The organism is Nocardia sp. NPDC005998 (assembly GCF_040614395.1).
GTDB lineage: Bacteria > Actinomycetota > Actinomycetes > Mycobacteriales > Mycobacteriaceae > Nocardia.
Map to the genome: position 1 here is coordinate 25,234 of NZ_JBEXUI010000035.1, position 19,380 is coordinate 44,613.

At 67.2% G+C, this 19,380-nt stretch carries 19 protein-coding genes; 8 read left to right on the forward strand and 11 right to left on the reverse strand.

What is annotated here, in order from left to right; genetic code table 11:
- Window positions 1-39: 39 nt before the first annotated feature.
- From ABZ293_RS32665 to ABZ293_RS32680, 4 genes are all read right to left on the reverse strand, one after another.
- On the reverse strand, window positions 40-1,215 hold the full coding sequence (locus ABZ293_RS32665; protein ID WP_355186994.1) for a PLP-dependent aminotransferase family protein: 1,176 nt from the start codon (window positions 1,213-1,215) through the stop codon (window positions 40-42).
- Window positions 1,216-1,324: 109 nt separating this feature from the next.
- The gene (locus ABZ293_RS32670; RefSeq protein ID WP_355186996.1) at window positions 1,325-2,410 is read right to left on the reverse strand and encodes a hypothetical protein; all 1,086 of its coding nucleotides are present in this window, start codon (window positions 2,408-2,410) and stop codon (window positions 1,325-1,327) included.
- A 73-nt stretch (window positions 2,411-2,483) separates the two neighbouring features.
- On the reverse strand, window positions 2,484-3,494 hold the full coding sequence (locus tag ABZ293_RS32675; protein WP_355186998.1) for a hypothetical protein: 1,011 nt from the start codon (window positions 3,492-3,494) through the stop codon (window positions 2,484-2,486).
- Window positions 3,495-3,951: 457 nt separating this feature from the next.
- Window positions 3,952-5,355, reverse strand: a complete 1,404-nt coding sequence (locus ABZ293_RS32680; protein WP_355186999.1) for an NAD(P)H-quinone dehydrogenase — start codon at window positions 5,353-5,355, stop codon at window positions 3,952-3,954.
- 125 nt (window positions 5,356-5,480) lie between these two features.
- On the opposite strand from ABZ293_RS32680, the gene ABZ293_RS32685 reads away from it, so the two are divergent.
- Window positions 5,481-5,960 carry a gamma-glutamylcyclotransferase gene (locus tag ABZ293_RS32685; RefSeq protein WP_355187001.1) on the forward strand — a complete coding sequence of 160 codons (480 nt, stop codon included), beginning with the start codon at window positions 5,481-5,483 and terminating at the stop codon, window positions 5,958-5,960.
- A gap of 54 nt (window positions 5,961-6,014) precedes the next feature.
- Here ABZ293_RS32685 and ABZ293_RS32690 read toward each other — a convergent pair whose 3' ends face one another.
- From ABZ293_RS32690 to ABZ293_RS32700, 3 genes are all read right to left on the reverse strand, one after another.
- Window positions 6,015-7,181, reverse strand: a complete 1,167-nt coding sequence (locus ABZ293_RS32690) for a M20 family metallopeptidase (protein ID WP_355187114.1) — start codon at window positions 7,179-7,181, stop codon at window positions 6,015-6,017.
- A gap of 89 nt (window positions 7,182-7,270) precedes the next feature.
- The gene (locus ABZ293_RS32695; protein ID WP_355187003.1) at window positions 7,271-8,542 is read right to left on the reverse strand and encodes a M20 family metallopeptidase; all 1,272 of its coding nucleotides are present in this window, start codon (window positions 8,540-8,542) and stop codon (window positions 7,271-7,273) included.
- 94 nt (window positions 8,543-8,636) lie between these two features.
- Complete coding sequence (locus tag ABZ293_RS32700) at window positions 8,637-9,341, reverse strand: enoyl-CoA hydratase-related protein (RefSeq protein WP_355187005.1); 705 nt, start codon at window positions 9,339-9,341, stop codon at window positions 8,637-8,639.
- Between the two features lie 449 nt (window positions 9,342-9,790).
- Between ABZ293_RS32700 and ABZ293_RS32705 the strand changes: the two genes are divergently transcribed.
- The gene (locus ABZ293_RS32705) at window positions 9,791-10,570 is read left to right on the forward strand and encodes a purine-nucleoside phosphorylase (protein WP_355187007.1); all 780 of its coding nucleotides are present in this window, start codon (window positions 9,791-9,793) and stop codon (window positions 10,568-10,570) included.
- A complete protein-coding gene (locus tag ABZ293_RS32710) occupies window positions 10,571-12,067 on the forward strand; it encodes a phospho-sugar mutase (protein ID WP_355187009.1) in 1,497 nt (498 codons plus the stop codon).
- Between the two features lie 9 nt (window positions 12,068-12,076).
- Here the strand turns inward: ABZ293_RS32710 and ABZ293_RS32715 are convergent, their stop codons facing one another.
- Complete coding sequence (locus ABZ293_RS32715) at window positions 12,077-12,475, reverse strand: DUF4913 domain-containing protein (RefSeq protein WP_355187011.1); 399 nt, start codon at window positions 12,473-12,475, stop codon at window positions 12,077-12,079.
- A gap of 48 nt (window positions 12,476-12,523) precedes the next feature.
- Window positions 12,524-13,147, reverse strand: a complete 624-nt coding sequence (gene upp / locus ABZ293_RS32720) for a uracil phosphoribosyltransferase (protein WP_355187013.1) — start codon at window positions 13,145-13,147, stop codon at window positions 12,524-12,526.
- Window positions 13,148-13,300: 153 nt separating this feature from the next.
- Here upp and ABZ293_RS32725 point away from each other — a divergent pair, with 153 nt between their 5' ends.
- From ABZ293_RS32725 to ABZ293_RS32745, 5 genes are read left to right on the forward strand one after another with little or no spacing between them, the layout of a single operon-like run.
- Window positions 13,301-13,609 carry a hypothetical protein gene (locus ABZ293_RS32725; protein ID WP_355187015.1) on the forward strand — a complete coding sequence of 103 codons (309 nt, stop codon included), beginning with the start codon at window positions 13,301-13,303 and terminating at the stop codon, window positions 13,607-13,609.
- Between the two features lie 4 nt (window positions 13,610-13,613).
- Complete coding sequence (locus ABZ293_RS32730; RefSeq protein ID WP_355187017.1) at window positions 13,614-14,738, forward strand: NlpC/P60 family protein; 1,125 nt, start codon at window positions 13,614-13,616, stop codon at window positions 14,736-14,738.
- Between the two features lie 20 nt (window positions 14,739-14,758).
- Complete coding sequence (locus tag ABZ293_RS32735) at window positions 14,759-15,109, forward strand: hypothetical protein (protein WP_355187019.1); 351 nt, start codon at window positions 14,759-14,761, stop codon at window positions 15,107-15,109.
- A gap of 55 nt (window positions 15,110-15,164) precedes the next feature.
- Window positions 15,165-15,512: a YbaB/EbfC family nucleoid-associated protein gene (locus ABZ293_RS32740; protein ID WP_355187021.1), complete on the forward strand. Its 348-nt coding sequence runs from the start codon at window positions 15,165-15,167 to the stop codon at window positions 15,510-15,512.
- Between the two features lie 26 nt (window positions 15,513-15,538).
- Window positions 15,539-16,801, forward strand: coding sequence for a primosomal protein (locus ABZ293_RS32745; protein ID WP_355187023.1), 1,263 nt, complete (start codon window positions 15,539-15,541; stop codon window positions 16,799-16,801).
- A 445-nt stretch (window positions 16,802-17,246) separates the two neighbouring features.
- Here the strand turns inward: ABZ293_RS32745 and ABZ293_RS32750 are convergent, their stop codons facing one another.
- Together ABZ293_RS32750 and ABZ293_RS32755 are read right to left on the reverse strand one after the other, a co-directional pair.
- Window positions 17,247-17,909 (reverse strand): hypothetical protein, encoded by a 663-nt coding sequence (locus tag ABZ293_RS32750; protein WP_355187116.1) that lies wholly within the window; start codon window positions 17,907-17,909, stop codon window positions 17,247-17,249.
- Window positions 17,910-18,093: 184 nt separating this feature from the next.
- Complete coding sequence (locus ABZ293_RS32755; protein ID WP_354961979.1) at window positions 18,094-19,191, reverse strand: adenosine deaminase; 1,098 nt, start codon at window positions 19,189-19,191, stop codon at window positions 18,094-18,096.
- Window positions 19,192-19,380 lie beyond the last annotated feature (189 nt).

Here is a 19,380-nt window from a genome sequence, read left to right on the forward strand (position 1 = left end):
ATGTGCTCATAAAATCAGTTGTTGCGCTGAGTGGGTCAGCTACTCGGCAGCTCTGGCCATCCGATCGACGGCCACTTCCAGTGTCGATGGATCGAACGTGGTGAAGCACATGCGCATCGAGTGGCTGTAGTCGGTATCGACGGCGAAGGCGGAGCCGGGCACGAAAGCGACGCCGTGCTCGATGGCGCGCACCAGCAGGTGATCGGTATCGGTGCCATCGGTGAAATCGGCCCACACGAACATGCCGCCGGTGGCATCGGTGCAGGTGACGCGATCACCGAAGCGAGTGCGCACGGCGTGCACGAGCGCCTTGGCGCGGTCGCCATAGGCGGTGCGGACGGTATCGATATGGCCGGTGAGCCACGGCTCGTCGGTGAGCAGTTCGGCGACGATCTGGTGGGTCAGCGCCGAACCGCACAGGTCCGCACCCTGCTTCAGCAATTCGACCGCGCGACAGACCCGGTCCTGGGCCACCATCCAGCCGACGCGCAGCGCGGGCGAGAGGATCTTCGAGGCGCTGGAGAGCCGGATCACATTGCGGGAATAGGTCGCCACGGGATCGGGCGAGGGCCGGTCGAACCAGAGCTCACCGTACGGGTCGTCCTCGATCACCCAGAAGCCGTACGCGTCGGCCAGTTCGGCCAACTCGCGGCGGCGCGGTGAACTCATCGTGACACCACCCGGATTGTGGAAGTTGCTCACGGTGTGCACGACCGTCGGACGTTCACCACGGGCCAGCAACTCATTCAGCACATCCACCCGCATGCCATCGGAATCCAAGGGCACCGCCACAATTCGCGCTCCCGCCGCCCGGAACACCTGTAGCGCGCCGACATACGCCGGATCCTCGACGACGACCAGTGCGCCCGGATCGAGCAGCACCTCGGCGAGCAGCGAAAGCGCCTGCTGCGAGCCATGGGTCACGAACACCTCACTGAGCTCGACCGCACGGCCCAGCTTGGCCGACTCGCGCTGCCGCAGCACATCACGCAGCGGCGCCCACCCGGGCGATTCGGTGTACTGCAGCACCGCGGAACTGCGCAGCGCGGCCTCGGCCGCCGCGGCGAGCCGCTCACGCGGCATCAGCTGCGCATCCGGCAGCCCGCCCGCCAGGCCGATCACCTCGGCGCGGGTGGTCAGCGTCAGCAGATCACGGATCGCCGAGCTCTTCAGTCCGGCCAGCTTGGCCGCGAGCGGTGGATTGGTCGGCGACATGGGAAACCTCCGGGAACGCCACGGTACGCGAAACCCCACTGTCCCACATCGCCCACGAGACCCGTCGCGGCACCCGGCGACCGGCAAAGATCCGGGGAGGCGGTCGAGCTCAGATGCGTTCCTTGATCGCGAAGATGACGGTCTTGCCGTCCCGGACCACCATGGTGACGGTCTGCCGGTACACATTGGTCGTGCCATCTGGACGATGCTCGGTCAGGTCCACCTCGAAGGTGTCGCTGGCGACCTCGGCAATCCGCAGGCAATGCGTGGTGCCAACCGGAATCTGCTCGTTGATGGCCTGCTGGATGATCTCGGCCGTCGACACGTTCTCCGCATCCGGCGCGACGTACTTCCTGGCCCGCTCGCCACTGCGGCCGACGTAGAACTCGTACTGGAAGCCGAGGATCGCGCCAGCGCCGCTCGAGGTGTCACCCTGGCCATTGCCACGGGTCACCTTGCCGTCCCTACTCGCCGGACAGCTCAGCGCGGCGGAGGTGCTCGGCGGCGGCGGTGGTGCCGCCTTCGGGCTGCTGTTGTCGTCGCGGCTGACCGCGACAAAGGTCACCACCAGCGCGAGGACCACCACGATGGCGGCGAGCACACCGAGCACGATCCACCGGCCCCGCGAACCGGAACGCGACGGGGTCGCGCTGATCTCATCGGAGAGCAGCTTCGGCGCAAGACGTTTGGCGATCGGATCATCGGCCCAGGACAGGCCGGACGGATCGGACGGTGGTTTCGGCACACCGCCGGACTCGGTCGAGTTGCTCCACCAGGTCTCGCGCTGCTGCGGCGTCGCATGCCGGACGGTGGCCTCGGTGGGATCGGGTTCGACCGGCGGCTCCGGCCGTCGCACAGCCGGCGGCTCCGGCCGTCGCACAGTTGGCGGCTCCGGCCGTGGCGCGGGCGGCGGTGGCGCGTCACCGAATACCGTCGTATCAGGTGCGCGGTACTGCGGGGGTGGCGGCGGCACCGTCTGCGGTTCGTCGGCGGGACGCCAGATCAGCTCGGGATGATCGGTGGCGGGCTCGGGCACCGACCACTGTGGTCGGACCTGCCCACCCGTCGGCGGACCGAATTCACCCACCGGCGGGCCGAATTCGGAGACCGGCGGGCCGAAATCGTCCAGCGGAGGACCGAACTCCGACCCGGACTGGTCGGATTCGTTGTTCCTGCCATCACCCTCGGAGCCCACACCAAATCCTTTCCCCAGGACACACGTGTGGGGCGGTCGCGAACGACCGCCCCACCCGTCGAATCAGCTCGTGTCAGTACTGGAGTGACCCACCCCACTGAGTGGTGACCCCGGCAACGTTGACCGTCTGCGGAGCCAGTTCGCCTGGCGGCAACGGAAGTTTAACTTGCGCGGCGGCCTCGAGCGCGGCAGCGCCACCCGGCTGTTCCCGAATCCAGTGCTCGACAGCGGCCTTGGCCATATTCGCCTGCGTGGTGTCGAGGATCACCTCGGTCTTGTTGTCGGCCAGGCCCTCACCACCGGTGTAGGTGGTGACCTTGACGGTGTTGGCGCCGACGTATTCGACCGAGACACCGGCCTCGCCCTGCCCGGTCGGTGTGCGGTACCCGATGGTGCCGACGTAGCCAGCGGCATTGTTGAAGTGGTGGGTGTTGGCCACATAACCGGGCGCCAGGCTGCCACCGTCGATATTGGCGCCGACCTCCTGGTGCGGACCGTCCATCTCGACGACCGGTGCGGCCGGGGCCTGTTGCAAGCGCGGAGCCGCCCAGCGTGGCTGCTGCACCAGCGTTTCGGTCTCCGGCTGCTGCGCGGTCCTGGCATTCGGATCGCTCGGAGCGGACGCACCCGGCCCGGTGGTACCGGGCTGCGCGGGCTTCGGCTCGGTGCCGGGAGCCGTGTCCGGTACGACCGCGGGAACCGCGGGTCCGGTCTGCCCCGGAACCGGCAGCGGCGCGACGCGCGGGGTGGTGACACCCGGCTGGGTCGGCACCGACAGCTTCGGATCCTTCGGCGGATTCGGCATCACCTGGTTCGGATCCGGCGTCGTGACACCCGGCTGACTCGGTGTCGGCTGACTCGGCGACGGCTTGCCCGGATCCGGCTTGGTGGTCTCCGGCTTGCCCGGATCCGGCTTGGTGGTCTCCGGCTGGCCCTGATCCGTTGGCGCCGTGGTGCCCGGATCGGCCGGAGCCGGTGCCGGGGTGGTCGGTGTACTCGGCTGATCCGGAACCGCCCCCGCCGGTGCCGCGAAGAGAGTGGCCACGGCCGCCGCGGTGGCCAGTGGCAGCGATGTGCTCGCCATCGCTCGCTGCGCCCGACTCGGCTTACGATGTTTCACTTTTCGCAATCCCTTCCCGTGTGCGACCGGGTGGGTCGCACGCAGTTATCCCTGGTGAGACGCTTAGCCCACAAACGAGGACCGGCGAACGACCAAGCGGCCGTTCGCCGTTCCCGTTGGAAAGGATCGATCCCCCCACACAGAACCTCACGATCGCCCGCCGATCGCATCTCTGCGGGAAGTGAACCACATGCGCGACGGACTGGCAACGCGGTGAAAGTCCAGACAAGACAGTAAGACTCGGGGCACTCGAGATCGACCGATAGTCCGCTCACCGCGGAGCGAGTTCTACGAGCAACGTTCGCGGCCCGTCTCCACCCGTCGCCCGACCACCACCGCTCATCGAATCGCTACGCGATGCTGAATATTCGGGGCCGCGAACACGCCGCGGCGCAGGCGCGGCAAATCGAACACAGCTGTGTCAGTCCAGGTCGTCGTGACGCATGAGCAGGCGCGCGGCCTCGGTCACCGAGCCGGTGAGCGATGGGTACACCGAGAAGGTCTGGGCGAGATCGGTGACGGTCAGATTGTTCTGTACCGCCAGGGCGATCGGCAGGATGAGCTCCGAGGCGATCGGGGCGACGACCACGCCGCCGATGACCACACCGGTCGCGGGTCGGCAGAAGATCTTGACGAAACCCCTGCGCAGACCCGACATCTTGGCCCGCGGATTGGTGTTCAGCGGCAGCATCACCGTGCGCGCGGGCACCTCGCCATTGTCGATGGCGGTCTGGCTCACGCCGACGGTCGCGATCTCCGGACGGGTGAAGACCGCCGAGGCCACCGTCTTCAGCCGGATCGGGCTGACGCCCTCGCCCAGCGCGTGGTACATCGCGATGCGGCCCTGCATCGCGGCCACCGAGGCCAGCGGCAGCAGGCCGGTGCAGTCGCCCGCCGCGTAGATGCCGGGCACCGAGGTCCGCGACACCCGGTCCACCCGCAGGTATCCGCTCCGGTCGAGTTCGATGCCGACCCGCTCCAGTCCGAGGTCGTCGGTATTCGGGATCGAGCCGACGGTCATCAGCGCATGCGTACCGGTCACGGTGCGGCCGTCGGAAAGTTTGACCACGATGCCCTCGGCGGTGCGCTCCACCGCATCGGCGCGGGCATGCTTGACCAGTTCGACACCGCGTTCGGCGAGTGCGTCCTCGAGTACCAGCGCGGCATCGGCGTCCTCACCGGGCAGCACGCGGTCGCGGCTGGAGACCAACTTCACCTGGACGCCCATCTCGGTATAGGCGGAGACGAATTCGGCACCGGTCACACCGGAACCGACCACCACCAGGGTCTCCGGCAGTTCTTCCAGGTCGTAGAGCTGGCGCCAGTTCAGGATGCGCTCGCCGTCGGGCTCGGCGCCGGGCAACACGCGCGGGCTCGCACCAGTGGCGATCAACACAACTTCGGCCTCGATGGTCTCCTCGGTGCCATCGGCCAGCAGCGCGCGAACGCGGTGCGCGGCCAATCCGGTGGCCGGATCGCTGAGCTGACCGCGTCCGGCCAGCACCGTCACTCCGGCGGCCTGCACCTTGGATCGGATATCGGAGGACTGGGCCAGCGCAAGCGCCTTCACCCGCGCGTTCACCTGGCCCAGTTCGATCTGCGCCTGACTCGGATCGAGGGTGATGCCCAGGTCACGGGCGCGACGCAGATCGGTGCGCACGCCGGTCGAGGCGATGAAGGTCTTGGACGGCACGCAGTCCCACAGGACGCATGCCCCGCCGATGCCGTCGCAGTCGATCAGGGTGACCGTTGCTCCGTGTTGGGCCGCAACCAAGGCCGCTTCATAACCGGCCGGTCCGCCACCGATGATCGCTATGCGGGTCATGGATACCTCCGCTCGAGCTGTTCGACCGGGATCTCCGGTGCCGGTAAACAACGTTAGCTGGCGAACACACGGTCATCTCGCCGGGATAGAGACGATGTGCGCAGGTTATTGGATACCCTTGCGTCGTGCCGATCTACGCCGCCTACGGGTCGAACATGGACTCGTCCCAGATGCTCGAGCGCTGTCCGCACTCCCCGATGTCCGGGACAGGATGGTTAGAGGGCTGGCGCCTCACCTTCAGCGGAGACGACATCGGCTGGGAGGGGCCGCTGGCGACCGTCGTCGAGGAGCCGGGCTCCCAGGTGTTCGTCGTGCTGTACGACGTATCCCCCGAGGACGAACAGCGCCTCGACCGCTGGGAGGGCTCCGACTTCGGCATCCACCGCAAGGTCCGGCTGCGCGTCACGCCGAGCCCGGGCAGTGGTTCCGACCCGATCCTCGCCTGGCTGTACGTACTCGACGCGTACGAGGGCGGGCTGCCCTCCGCGCGATATATCGGTGTGATCGCGGACGCGGCCGAAAAGGCTGGCGCACCAGCGGAATACGTGCACGCGCTGCGCACTCGCAACAGCAAGAACGTCGGCCCGGGCTTCTTCGGCAGCTGAGCGGAAACGAAAGCGGCCGATCCGTTCGGATCGGCCGCCTCCAGGTGTTTGCTGTCAGCCCGCGTTCAGCACGATCTTGCTGAGCACCCGGACACCCACCGCGAGCGCGCGCTCATCGATATCGAATGTCGGCTGGTGCAGATCCAGCTGTTCGCCGTGCCCGGACCAGACCCCGAGGCGGGCCATCGCACCGGGCACCTCCTCCAGGTACCAGGAGAAATCCTCACCGCCGCCGGACTGCGGGGTGTCGGCGAGTGCGTCCGGGCCGAGTGCGCGGATCGCGTCCTCGAACATCCGGGTCGACTGCTCATCATTGACCACCGGCGGCACACCGCGCTTGTAGTTCAGCTGGTAGCGCACCCCGGTCGGGGCGAGCAGGCCGTCCACGATCTCGCGCACCATCGGTTCCAGCAACGACCAGGTCGCATGATCGCCGGTGCGGATGGTGCCGGTGAGCATGCCGGTCTGCGGTATCGCATTGGGTGCCTTGCCAGCACTGACCGCACCCCACACCATGACGGTGCTGGTGCGCGGGTCGATGCGGCGGCTGAGCAATCCGGGCAGCCCCGTGATCACGGTGCCGATGGCATAGACCAGGTCGCTGGTCAGATGCGGGCGCGAGGTGTGCCCGCCCGGCGAATCGAGCACCAATTCGATGGTGTCGGCGGCCGAGGTGATCGCACCGACCCGAATGCCCAGCCGACCGACCTCGAGGCGCGGATCGCAGTGCAGCGCGAAGATCCGGTCGACGCCCTCCATCGCACCGGCGGCGACCATATCGATCGCACCGCCCGGCATCACTTCTTCGGCGGGCTGGAAGACGAACCGCACACCGACCGGCAGTTTCTGATCTGCCAGCGCGAGCGCGGTGCCGAGCAGGATCGCGGTGTGTGCGTCGTGTCCGCAGGCATGTGAGACGCCGGGGACGGCCGAGGCGAAGCTGAGTCCGGTGAACTCCTGTAGGGGGAGCGCGTCCATATCGGCGCGCAATCCGATCCGCGGTGCGTCGGCCGGACCGATGTCACAGAGCACTCCGGTGCCGTTGGGCATCTTCTGCGGCGTCAACCCGGCCTTGGTCAGCCACGACGAGACGAACTCGGTGGTCGCGAACTCGGTGCGGGACAGCTCCGGATTGGCGTGGATATGTCTGCGCCACTGGACGAGGTCGACGGTGTGCTCGGCAAGCCATGCCTCGACCGCTTCCTGCCCGGTCTGTGCGATGTCCGCAGCGGCGCTGCGCGGATCAACCGTGATCACGCGTGCTGCCGCCTCGGGACCCGCCGCGCGCGCCGTGGGGCGGCCGGTAGTGCTCACCGAATGTCCTCCTGTCGTTGAACGAGCCGTTGCAACAACCTGTCTCTATGTACTGCATCGCAGGCCATCGCGATAGCGGTACGTGCGAGGGCGATCGCACCGTCGGTAACCGCGCGATCCGCCGAGGCGTTGATACTCGCCGCGGCGAAGCCGGGCTGATGAGTCACCGCCCCACCGGCATCGATGCCGATGACCGGATGGATGCCCGGAATGACGTTGGTGACGTTGCCCATATCCGTACTTCCGAGCGGTCGCTGCGCCTCGAGTTCCGGTGCGATCGGCACCCGGCCCAAGTCGATGATCTGCTCGCGATAGGCACACAGTAATGCCGAATCGGGGGTTAGCTCGGTATATGTCGGCGCAACCGTCCGGATTTCGTGCGTGCAGCCGGTCGCCAGCGCACCCGCCTCGAAACAAGCCGACGCCCGTCGCATCAGATCGTCGAGGGATGCGGAGTCGACTGCACGTAGGTAATACAGCAGTTCCGCACGTCCGGGAACGATGTTGGGGGCTACGCCACCGTCGCTGACTATACCGTGCAGTTGCTGTCCGGGGCGGAGATGTTGGCGCAGCAATCCCAGAGCAACCTGCGCGACGGTCACCGCGTCGCCCGCATTACGGCCCAATTCCGGCGCGGCACTCGCATGCGCCTCCAGACCGTGGAACACCACCGACAGATCCGCCAGCGCCAGCGAACGCGCGTCGACGATCTCGTAGGGGCCGGGATGCACCATCAGCGCCATCGCGACATCGTCGAAAGCGCCGCGCTCCAACATCAGCACCTTGCCGCCGCCGCTCTCCTCGGCGGGCGTGCCGAACACGACGACGGTGATGCCGAGCGCGTCGGCCACCTCGGCCAGGCCCAGCCCGGCGCCGACCGCGGCGGCGGCAATGATGTTGTGCCCGCAGGCATGTCCGATCTCGGGTAGCGCGTCGTACTCGGCGCAGATACCCACGGTGAGCTCGCCGGATCCGTAGCTGGCGCGGAATGCGGTCGGCAGTTCGGCAATGCCGGTCTCGATCTGGAAGCCGCGCGCGGCCAACGGCGCGATGGCCTTGGCGACGCTGCGAGTCTCCTCGAAGGCCAGCTCGGGTTCGGCGTGGATGGAATGCGAGAGTGCGATCAGTTCGGCCGCCGCGGCCAGGATCGCAGCATCCGAGGCCGCCGAATCCGCGCCGACCGGACCGACCGGCGCGCAGTCGCCAGCGGCGTGCGCGACCTGGTTATCCGTGCGTGATTCGGGCTGCCCGCTGCGCGGTGGTGGCATGGCACACAGTGTTGCACTGCGCCGCCGATCGAGCGCACCCCGCGCCCCGGGCGCGATGTGCTAGCGCGCTCCCGAGATTGCGATCAGCCTGACGTTATTCCCCGGCGAACGCCAGATTCTCCGGAGTGGTTGGCGTCGCGAGACCGGCGAGCGCCTTGGCGTGCAGCGCGCGCTTGATCACCGGCAGATTCGGCTTGCGATTTGCCGCGAGTGCGGCAGCGCGCTCGATCGCGGACTTCAGCAACTCATCAGCATCGGCCTTCGCATCGACAATGCCCGCGGTAATGGCCTCGTCGGCGGCGAAGCGGTGCCCCGCGGTCATGGCCTGCACACAGACCTGGTTGGTCAGTCGTTCGGTGAGCAGCGCGTTCATACCGACGGTGAACGGCATGCCGAGGTGCACCTCGGGCAGGCACCAGAAGCCGCGGTCCGCGCGCATCACCCGGAAGTCGTGCGAGGTGGCCAGCATGGCGCCGGCGCCGAAGGCGTGGCCGTTGACGGCGGCCACCGTCGGCATCTGGAAGGTGAGCAGCCGGGTGTAGATGCTGTGCACCCGGTCGAGGTAGCCGTGCATCTTGTCCACATTGCCGAACAGCCAGTCGGTATCGAGGCCATTGCTGTAGAACTTCCCGGTCGCCGTGGTGACCAGCGCGGCCGGCCCCTCGGACGCCTCCACCTGGTCGAGCAGCCGGTGAAATTCATCGATCCAATCCGGATGGAAACGGTTCTCGCTGTCGGTCTGCCCCTCGCTCCCGAGGTAGACGACGAACACATCCCCTTCACGTTCCAGATACGGCATGCGTGCAGCGTAACGGGTGCACAACAGCACACCTACTCGCGGGTAGCAAACATTCGGCTGGCCCGTCCGCGGCCCATCTCGCGTCCGCACGGAGCTGCGGCGATCGAACTCAGCTGAGTCGAAGCGCATGCGCCGCAGGCACGAATCTCGGCCAATGGTGGATGCACCTCGGCGCCACACTGCCCGCTAGGGGTGACCACCACGGAGCGAGTCTTACGAGCGACCGTTCGCGGCCCGTCTCGCGTCCGAGCCGAAGGCTCGGCCATCGAACTCAGCCGAGTCGTCGAAGCGCATGCGACGAAGTCGCGAGTCTCGACGGCTCGGACGCGAGGCCCACCCGTCGCCCGACCACCACCCCTCATCGAATCGCTACACGATGCTGAATCTTCGGGGCCGCGAACAGGCAGCGCCGGAGGCGCTGCCGATCAAACACAGCTATCGTGACGTTCATGCTTGCCGAACAGGCCGCGAAGGCGATTGCCGAACGTACGGGAGTGGAGCGGCACCGGGTCGCTGTGGTGCTGGGATCGGGCTGGCAGGACGCGGCCGCGGAGATCGGTGCGCCGCGTGCGTCGATACCGATGCCGGAGCTGCCCGGATTCGGGACACCCAGCGCCCAGGGACATGTCGGGATGGTGCATTCGGTCGCCGTCGACAACACTCCGGTGCTGCTGCTGATGGGACGTCAGCATCTGTACGAGGGGTATCAGCCGAGCGAGGTCGTACATCCGGTGAGCGCCGCGATCGCGGCGGGCGCGGAAACCGTGGTGCTCACCAATGCCGCGGGCGGGATCCGCGATGGGCTGCGCGTTGGTGATCCGGTTCTCATCAGCGACCACCTCAATCTCACCGGCCGCACACCGTTGACCGGCGCGACCTTTGTCGATCTCGTCGACGCGTGGGATCCCGAATTGCGCACGCTGGCAAGGGAAATCGACCCGAGTCTGACCGAGGGTGTGTACGCGGGTCTGACCGGACCGCAGTACGAGACGCCCGCCGAGATCCGGATGCTGCGCACCATGGGCGCGGATCTGGTCGGCATGTCGACGGTGCTGGAGGTGATCGCGGCGCGCGCGCTCGGCGCCCGGGTGCTCGGCATCTCACTGGTCACCAACCTCGCCGCGGGCGTGACGGGTGCGCATCTGTCCCATGCCGAGGTGCTCGCCGAAGGCCATGCGGCCGCACCGCGACTCGGCAAACTGCTGCGCGGCGTACTGGAACGGCTCTAGATGCTGCGCTTCGGCACCGCCGGACTCCGCGGGCCGCTGCAGGACGGCCCCGACGGCATGAACCTGGACACGGTCAGCCGGGCGACGGCGGGGCTGGTGGACTGGTTGCGCGGGCGCTGCCTGGGCGGCGGCGCGGTGGTCGTCGGACGCGACGCCCGGCACGGCTCCGCCGAATTCGCCACCGCCACCGCGGAAATCTTTGCGGCCGCAGGCTTTCCGGTGACGCTGCTGCCTCGTCCGCTGCCGACGCCGATCGTCGCCTATGCGGTGCGTGAGCTGGGAGCCGTTGCCGGAGTACAGATCACCGCATCGCACAATCCCGCGACGGATAACGGCTACAAGGTGTATCTGGACGGCGGTTCGCAGCTGATCGCACCGGCCGATACCGAGATCGAGCGCTGCATCGAGGCGGTCGCCGAACCGATCGCCCGCACGCCGGTCGCCCCGGCCGACGATGATCTGGTGCGCCGCTACCTCGATCGGGTGGCCCGGCTGCCCGAGCTGATCGGCGGGCCCGGCGAACGCGCCGATATCCGCATCGTTTTGACCCCGCTGCACGGTGTGGGCGGCGATACGGCGGTGGCGGCCCTTGCCGCGGCAGGCTTCCAGCATGTGCACGTCGTCGGTGAGCAGTTCGCGCCCGATGCCGACTTCCCCACCGTCGCCTTCCCGAATCCCGAAGAGCCCGGTGCCACCGACCTGCTGCTCGCCACGGCCACCCGGATCGGCGCGGATATCGCCATCGCCCTGGACCCGGACGCCGATCGCTGCGCCATTGCCATTCCCGACGATCACGGCGGCTGGCGCATGCTGCGCGGTGACGAAACCGGTGTGCTGCTCGGTGCTTGCGTATTGCGCACCGCACCGCCGGATTCGCTGGTCGCGACCACTGTCGTATCGTCTCGGCTGCTCGCCAAGCTCGCCGCCGCCCGCGGCGCTCGCTATGCCGAAACACTTACCGGCTTCAAATGGCTGGCCCGAGCGGGCGACGGCCTGGTCTACGCCTACGAGGAGGCCATCGGGCACTGCGTGGACCCGGCCGCGGTACGCGATAAGGACGGCATCTCCGCGGCGGTACTCGCCGCCGACCTCGCCGCCCGCCTGAAGGCCGCCGGTCGCACCCTCGCCGACGAACTCGACGACTACGCGGTCGAATTCGGCCTGCACGCCACCGACCAGGTCGCGCTTCGCCTCCTGGACCCGGCCGCCGCAGCCGAGCTGGCGAGTCGGCTGCGTGCCGCGCCCCCCGACGAAATCGCCTCCGAGCCGGTCGAATTCACCGATCTGCTCCAGGTCCGTGGTCGAATGCGCACCGATGCACTGATTTTCGAGGGAGCCAGCTCCCGGATAGTGGTCCGCCCATCCGGTACCGAGCCGAAACTCAAGTGCTACTTGGAGGTGGTCGAGCCGGTCGCCGACCGCGCGGCCCTCGCTGCGGCGAGAACCGCGGCCGGACAACGCATCGCCGAACTACGCGCCTTCTGCCAAGACCTCTGAGCCGAGGCCTCACTCGGCGGGGGTCGCCGTGTAGACCATCGCAGGATCTCGAAACAGGCCCGGCATGGGACTTTTCAACGGTAGCGGCCGAGTGCTCCCGTGCCCGTTCTCGACCGAACAATGCCGAAACGGTCCGTCACGCCTGAACAACTCGCGCATGTGTGGGTCCGCATGGTCCAGCAACCAGATACTCAGGCCGGTATTGCCATTGAGGCGGTAGTGCTCCCACGAACGCCACAGCGTATCCAGACGAGCCACCACGCTGACATGTTTCCACCATTCAGGGCACCACTGCACCTCGTCACCGGTGAATCCGACTGCGTCGCCGTACACCAGTGAGAGATAGTTCTCTACGAATTCGACAACATCGAGATAGATCATTGCGCGGACTTCAGGCTGACTCCCCATGGCACTCAGCCTGTCACCAGCCACCGACATGTTCGACGCGAAAGTGGCTCAGCGGGGACCGAATTGGCGGTCGCCCGCGTCGCCGAGGCCGGGGACGATATAGGCGTCGGAGTTGAGGCCGGTGTCGACGACGGCGGTGACCAGGCGCACGGGCAGGCCCGAATCGGCAAGGGCGGCAATGCCTTCAGGGGCAGCGACGACGCAGATCGCGGTGATGTCGGTGGCACCGCGAGCGGCGAGCAGCTGCAGGGTGTGGCGCATCGAGCCGCCGGTGGCCAGCATCGGGTCGAGTACGAAAACCGGCAGGTCGGTCAGGTCGTCGGGCAGTGACTCCATATACGGCACCGGCTGATGGGTGGATTCGTCCCGGGCGATGCCGACGAAACCGACTCTGGCGTCAGGGATCAGCTCGGCGGCCGCATCGACCATGCCGAGTCCGGCGCGCAGCACCGGCACCAGCAGCGGCGGCTGCGCCAAGCGCGTCCCCTCGGCGCTGGCCACCGGTGTGGCGATCGGGAAGTGGGCCACTGGCGCTTCGCGCAGCGCCTCGTAGATCAGGATTCCGGTGAGATCGCGCAGTGCCGCACGGAAGGCCGGATTGGCCGTGCGGGCATCGCGCATCGTGGTCAGCAGGGCGGCGGCGAGTGGATGGTCCACGGTGTGCGTGCGCATGAGGGAACGATAAGGTCGAAGTCGACTTCGGCGGCGAACCTCCACCCGAATTTTTTTCGAACGGCTGGAACCGATCGGTAAGGCAGCGCGTCGAACTAGGTGGATGACGTACTCTGCCTGGGAACAACAGATGGGGGAAGCACTATGCGAAAGATGTCGGCCGACACCGAGGGCATAACCGCCTACGGCGCGTCCGCCGGGGCCATGTCCGGTGATCTCGCCGCCGCCGGGGTGAGTGCCGCGGCCGCAGATCCCACGCTCCTCGGTCCCATCATGGGCTTGATCGGCGGTGATTTCATGGCCGCCTATGCCGCAGCGCACGCCGGGCACGTCGCGTCCATCGGTCAGTTGTCGGCGGTGCTCGCGAGCATGGGGGGCGCGGCCACCAGTTCGGCCGTCGTACTCGAGGAAACCGACCTGAACAATGCCGCCGGGCTGAACGCCACCGGACTGGACGGATGACACGGTGATCGATGTCAGCGCCCTGGTCCAGCCACTGCTCGACCTGCTCTCCAGCTTCGGCACCGGCGTCCTGCCCACCGGCGGGCCCGCCGACGCACTGACCTCCACCTCCACCGCCATCGACCAGGTGCACGCGCTCGGCCGCAACAGCATCAACCAGGTGAACGACGCATGGGATGGCGAGGCCGCCGATGCCGTGACCGCGAAAGCGCTGCGGGTGCAGACCTCCGCCGCCACCATTTCCGACCGCGGCAACGATATGGCTACCGTCGTGAATCAGGCTGCCGCCCAGGTCGAATCGGGCCAGAAGGATCTGAACGGGATCGTCCAGTCGTTCGTCAACCAGGCCACCGCTCTGGGCCCGGCGCTGGCCACGCCGGAGGGGCTGACGGTGCTCGTCAGCTCCGCGATCGACCACATCGGTCAGGGGCTGAATGTGGTCGGCCGCGTGCGCAATGAACTGGATACCCAGACCGCGTCGATGAACGAGCTGACACCCGCGCCGTCGACGCCCTCGCTGTCCAATGTCGCCAGTACAGTCAGCGCCGCCACCCAGGGTGCGTCGCAGTTGTCGTCGACGGTGGGCACTGTCGCGAGCGGTGCGGGCAGCGTGCTGAGCAGCCTGATGAGCGCTGCCAGCAAGGCGAGCACAACGACCGCGAGCACAGCGTCGACCACCAAACCGAATACCGGCACGACGACCGGGAACGGCCAGTCGTCGACCTCCGGCAACGGTGTGAAGATCACGCTGCCCGACGGCAGTGTCGTGGAGGCCCCGAACGAGAAGGCGGCGACGGCGGTCAAGGCGGCCATCGGCGCCGTCGGCACGCCGTATGTGTGGGGTGGCAATTCACCCGGCTCCGGACTCGACTGCAGCGGCCTCACCAAATACGCCTACGGCGAAGCGGGCGTCGACCTGCCCCGGCTGGCCCAGGAGCAGGGCAACGGCCATATGCAGGTGTCACCCGGTGATCTGATGCCAGGAGATCTGGCTGTCTGGGATGGCCACGTCGCCATGGTGATCGGCAACGGGCAGTTCGTCGAGGCCGGTAATCCGGTCCAGATCAGCTCGGTTCGAACGGACAACATCGGTATGAACTTCTACGGCTTCTACCGGCCGACCTCATAAGTGAGCGGAGCGAACGAATAATGTCCCAGCCCCAGACCCCGCCGATACCCAATGTGACGGTGGCGTCGAGCAGCAACCGATCGGGCACCATCTCGGTCCGTGCCACCGATCAGGGCATGCCGATCGAGATCAAGTTCGAGCGCAGCGAATACCGTTACGGCGCAAAGACTCTCGCCGATGAGATCCTGCGGCTCACCAAGCGCTCCACCGTCGCCGCGCGGGCCCGCCGACGCGAACTGCTCGCCGAGGCGGGCATGCCCGCCGACATCCTGGACAAGCTCGGACTGCCCACCCGCCAGGCCGCGGTGGACGAGCTGGACCGGATCGATGACGCGGACACGGGACCGACGAGCTGGATGAGGCCGGTATGAGCGAGCCAACGATGAGCACAACGGCAGACGAGCTGGAGTCGAGCGAGGCGCGGGCATGAGTGCGGAGATGGACGCGTTGGTCGCCAACGCGACGGCAAAACTGGAGGCGCTCGAGGCCGCGCTGTACGGCCTGAAGCAGGTGCACGGTCGGTTCCGCACCGAGGACGGCACGGTCAGCGTCGAGGTGAACAGTGACGGCGCACTGGTCGCGCTGAGCCTGTCGGAGTCGGTCACCGCACTGCCGCCCGCCGAGGTCGGCCAGCTGATCGTATGGGCGTGTCGCCAGGCCACCGAGGACGCGGGCGCACAGCGTTCGAAGGTCGTTGCGACACTGAACGAGTCGTTCGCGGTGGCGCCGGAGGGGGCCCCAGGAAGCGTTGGGGGCGGGCCGGATAGTCACTGACTCGGAAGGTCGATAGGCTTCCGCACATGGCTTCTGGAGACATCGTCCCGATCGAGCTCGGCCTGACCGACGGCGATCTCGTCACCCTGTGGGCACCGCGCTGGCGCGACGGTGACGACGAGTGGGAGGCGTTCCTCGGACATGAGGACTCCCTCTACGGTTTCGAGACCGTTGCGGAGCTGGCCGCGTTCATTCGGACCAACTCCGATAACGATCTCGTCGACCATCCCGCATGGAAGGTCGTGGCCGGGCTCTCGGCGGTGGAACTGGAGCCGGAGGAGAACTTCACCTTCGACCTGGTCGGTGTGCCGGAGCTGGTGGCGAGCGATCCCGATGTGGACACCATCGCCGAGCTCGACGACACGCTCAGCATGGTGCGCAATATCGGCGAGGTGTGCGAGCTGGAGACGGTCACCAAGTTCTTCGGGTCGCATCCGGTGGTCGGCGCACTGGCCAGTGGCGTCAGCGCGTTCGTCGGGCGCGACGGCGAGGAGCTGTGGGATCAGATCGGCGCGGCCATCGCCAAGGGCTGGGACGACGTCCTCGATGCCATCGACTCCGTGGTGCAGACCCCCGAGGTCGACGCCGAGGCGGTTGCGGTCGCGGAGGCCGAACTGCTCGCCGCGGAGGAGAACGTCGTGGACGCCGACGACGCGGCCGATAGCGAGGAGGACGAGGAGTTCGAATCCGTCGACCTCGATGCGGACGACGAGGACGAGGAAGACGAAGAGGAAGACGATTCGTTCTGGCACGAGGTCGGCATCGACCCGGTCAAGATCGTCACCTCCGACGGCACCTACTTCACGCTGCGCTGCTACCTCGACGACGAGCCGATCTTCCTCGGCAAGGACGGTGCCATCACGGTCTTCGGCTCCGAACGCGCACTGGCCCGCTATCTGGCCGATGACCACGAGCACGAGCTGTCGCGTGTGAGCACCTACACCGACGTGCAGACCGCCGCGGTCGACGGATCGCTCGCGGTCGAGGTCACCGACGAGAACGTTTACGTGCTGCCCGGACTCGCCGATGACCTGGCCGAAGGCCCCGAGGCGGTCGATATCGAACAGCTCGATCTTGCGGTCGAATTGTTCACCGACGCCGCCGATTACGCCGACGACGACACGGTGGAGCAGGCACTCGCCCAGTCGACCCCGCTCGGCTGGTACGTCTCCTACCTGCTCAACCCGGACCCGACCCGCATGGCCCCGAACCCGCCCTTCGCCGCCGAAGCCCAGAGCTGGCGCGAACTGGAGCGGAACTTCGAGTCCCGACTCACACCGCAGAAGTAGGTCCGCCCAGGCCGAGCGCATGCCGCCGACCCGCGATTGCGGATCGGCGGCATTTTGCAACAGCTGAACCCACTCCGTCTCAAACATCACATGCATGGCCGGATGAATGGCGTAGTGCTGGTCGCCGGCCGGGCTCCCGCAACGTGACGGAAGGATTTGACCACCACCCAGTCACGATCAGCCCCCGGCCCGCGACTCAACCGAACCCGAGCCCCGTTCTCACGTCGACCCGGTGGTCCTGGTAGCCGAGCAGGAACATGTCTAGTGCCCCGTCCAGACAACTTGCTGCGCCACCCCCTCCGACTGCTCGCCGAGCGTAGTCATACGGCAGTCGATACGGCCTGGGCGACCACCATTCGACTACCTTCGACCGCCCCCTGGATCCCGAGGGCGGTAGGGCAGGAGCTATTGGGACGCGGCACTGGTGGTCGAGCGGCGTCGGCGACTAGGACAAGCGGATCCAGATCTGTTCTGCTCGGCCCAGTAGGCGGTTGTCGGAGCCGTAGACGGCGGTGGACGCGAACGACTTGCGGCCTTGCTCGCCGTGGCTCTGCCCGACCACCACGCAGGGTTCACCGATCTCGGGGAGGTCGTGAACGGCGGCGGTCATGGAGCCAAGGAGGGCGGGACGGTCGAACATTTCGGGGAGGGACCAGCCACCGGGACAGTCCATCGCGGCCCACAGCACCGCGGGGCCCACCGGCAGTGAGTCGTCGGGGGTCCACGGCGCGGCGACGCGGTCTTCGCCGACCACACCCGCTTCGATACGCAGGCCGTCGGCACGGCCACTGCCACAGACGAAGCAGGACGCGAACATGTCGTTACTTTGATAGGAGCCCGACGCCGCGGCGGCATCGGCATACCCGACGCGTTGCGGTGCGTCGCGCTCGAATTCGCCCGAACGCATCTCGGCGACCACCGTCTCGCCATCGAGCAACTTGCCGTCGCGAATCCACAACGGCGTCTCCAGCGGCGGCGGACTACGCAGAATCACGGTCACCGCACCGTCATCAGCCGCGTTTCCCGCCCGCTCGGCCAGCAGACCGCCCACATACCCGCCGTTCCCAGAGTCGGGCGGACCATTGAATCGACTCGGAATCAGCACCATCGTCACACTTGACCACGGTAACGGTCTCGCCATCTGGCGCGTTCAGCGCACCGGAAAAGGGCAGACCGCAAGGTGCGCACCAGCTCGGTTCGGCCCGATACTCAGCCGACTACCTACTCACGTGCACGAGACCGGTGGGCAACGGATTTCGTGCCTGATACACGAAATCCGTTGCTGTGGAACGTTATCCGAGTAGTACCGCGTAGCCGGGCTTGATGATGTCGTCGATGATGCGCAGGCGGTCGGGGAAGGGGATGAATGCGGATTTCATTGCGTTGATGGTGAAGCGTTCGAGATCGCTCCAGCCGTAGCCGAAGGTTTCCACCAGCTTGAGCATCTCGGCGCTCATGCTGGTATCGCTCATCAGGCGGTTGTCGGTATTGACCGTGACGCGGAAGCGCAGCCGCGCCAGCAGATCGAAGGGATGCTTGTCCAGCGACGGGACCGCACCGGTCTGCACATTCGAGGACGGACACAATTCCAGCGGAATTCGCATATCCCGCACATAGTTCGCCACCAGACCGAGTTCGGCGTCCTCGATCGCGCCCGGCACATGGATATCGTCGGTGATCCGCACGCCGTGCCCGAGCCGGTCGCAGCCACAGAACGCCAGCGCCTCGTGGATGGACGGCAATCCGAACGCCTCACCTGCGTGAATGGTGAAATGTGCGCTATTGGCTCGCATGTATTCGAAGGCGTCCAAGTGGCGGCTGGGTGGGAAGCCCGCCTCCGCGCCCGCGATATCGAATCCGCCGACGCCTCGGTCGCGCCAGCGCACCGCGAGTTCGGCGATCTCGCGCGAACGTGCCGCATGGCGCATGGCGGTGAGCAGGCAGATCACCACAATCGGGCGCCCCGCCGCAGCCGCGGCTGCCGCACCCTCCCGGAATCCGGCGAGGGTGTGCTCGACCACCTCGTCCAGGGTGAGGCCGCGCTCCAGATGCTGTTCAGGTGCGAAGCGCACCTCGGCATAGACCACGCCATCGGCGGCGAGGTCTTCCGCGCACTCCCGAGCGACGCGACGCAGGCCCTCCGGGGTCTGCATCACCGCGACGGTGTGCGCGAACGTCTCCAGATAGAGCTCGAGCGAGCCGCTGTCGGCCGCATCGCGGAACCACGTCGCCAGCGCGGCCTCATCGGTGGCGGGTAGGTCGTCGTAACCGCAATCGGCGGCGAGCTCCAAAACCGTCGCGGGCCGCAGACCACCGTCGAGATGATCGTGCAGCAGCGCCTTGGGAGCTTGGCGGATCGAGGCAAGGGTCAAAGGCATCGGTCCTGTCATGACCACACGTTAGCCGCACCGACCGCTCCATGCGGCTGTGATTGCACTCTCCGCCGCCCGCACCCGAGACATCGCCCTCAATATGCCTGCTCGAGTGGCAGATCGCCGCACCATGCCGTAGCGGAAGCCACCCCGCATGAGCCAAGAGTCAACGTAGCGGTCGGTTTCCTACCCGCCCCGCAAACCCCG

Coding starts and splice junctions, on each gene's coding strand:
- ABZ293_RS32665 (WP_355186994.1), bottom strand. CDS start 1,215: ATGTCGCCGACCAATCCACCGCTCGCGGCCAAGCTGGCCGGACTGAAG.
- ABZ293_RS32675 (WP_355186998.1), bottom strand. CDS start 3,494: ATGGCGAGCACATCGCTGCCACTGGCCACCGCGGCGGCCGTGGCCACT.
- ABZ293_RS32680 (WP_355186999.1), bottom strand. CDS start 5,355: ATGACCCGCATAGCGATCATCGGTGGCGGACCGGCCGGTTATGAAGCG.
- ABZ293_RS32695 (WP_355187003.1), bottom strand. CDS start 8,542: ATGCCACCACCGCGCAGCGGGCAGCCCGAATCACGCACGGATAACCAG.
- ABZ293_RS32700 (WP_355187005.1), bottom strand. CDS start 9,341: ATGCCGTATCTGGAACGTGAAGGGGATGTGTTCGTCGTCTACCTCGGG.
- ABZ293_RS32705 (WP_355187007.1), top strand. CDS start 9,791: ATGCTTGCCGAACAGGCCGCGAAGGCGATTGCCGAACGTACGGGAGTG.
- ABZ293_RS32710 (WP_355187009.1), top strand. CDS start 10,571: ATGCTGCGCTTCGGCACCGCCGGACTCCGCGGGCCGCTGCAGGACGGC.
- ABZ293_RS32715 (WP_355187011.1), bottom strand. CDS start 12,475: ATGGGGAGTCAGCCTGAAGTCCGCGCAATGATCTATCTCGATGTTGTC.
- upp (WP_355187013.1), bottom strand. CDS start 13,147: ATGCGCACGCACACCGTGGACCATCCACTCGCCGCCGCCCTGCTGACC.
- ABZ293_RS32725 (WP_355187015.1), top strand. CDS start 13,301: ATGTCGGCCGACACCGAGGGCATAACCGCCTACGGCGCGTCCGCCGGG.
- ABZ293_RS32735 (WP_355187019.1), top strand. CDS start 14,759: ATGTCCCAGCCCCAGACCCCGCCGATACCCAATGTGACGGTGGCGTCG.
- ABZ293_RS32740 (WP_355187021.1), top strand. CDS start 15,165: ATGAGTGCGGAGATGGACGCGTTGGTCGCCAACGCGACGGCAAAACTG.
- ABZ293_RS32745 (WP_355187023.1), top strand. CDS start 15,539: ATGGCTTCTGGAGACATCGTCCCGATCGAGCTCGGCCTGACCGACGGC.
- ABZ293_RS32750 (WP_355187116.1), bottom strand. CDS start 17,909: ATGGTGCTGATTCCGAGTCGATTCAATGGTCCGCCCGACTCTGGGAAC.
- ABZ293_RS32755 (WP_354961979.1), bottom strand. CDS start 19,191: ATGACAGGACCGATGCCTTTGACCCTTGCCTCGATCCGCCAAGCTCCC.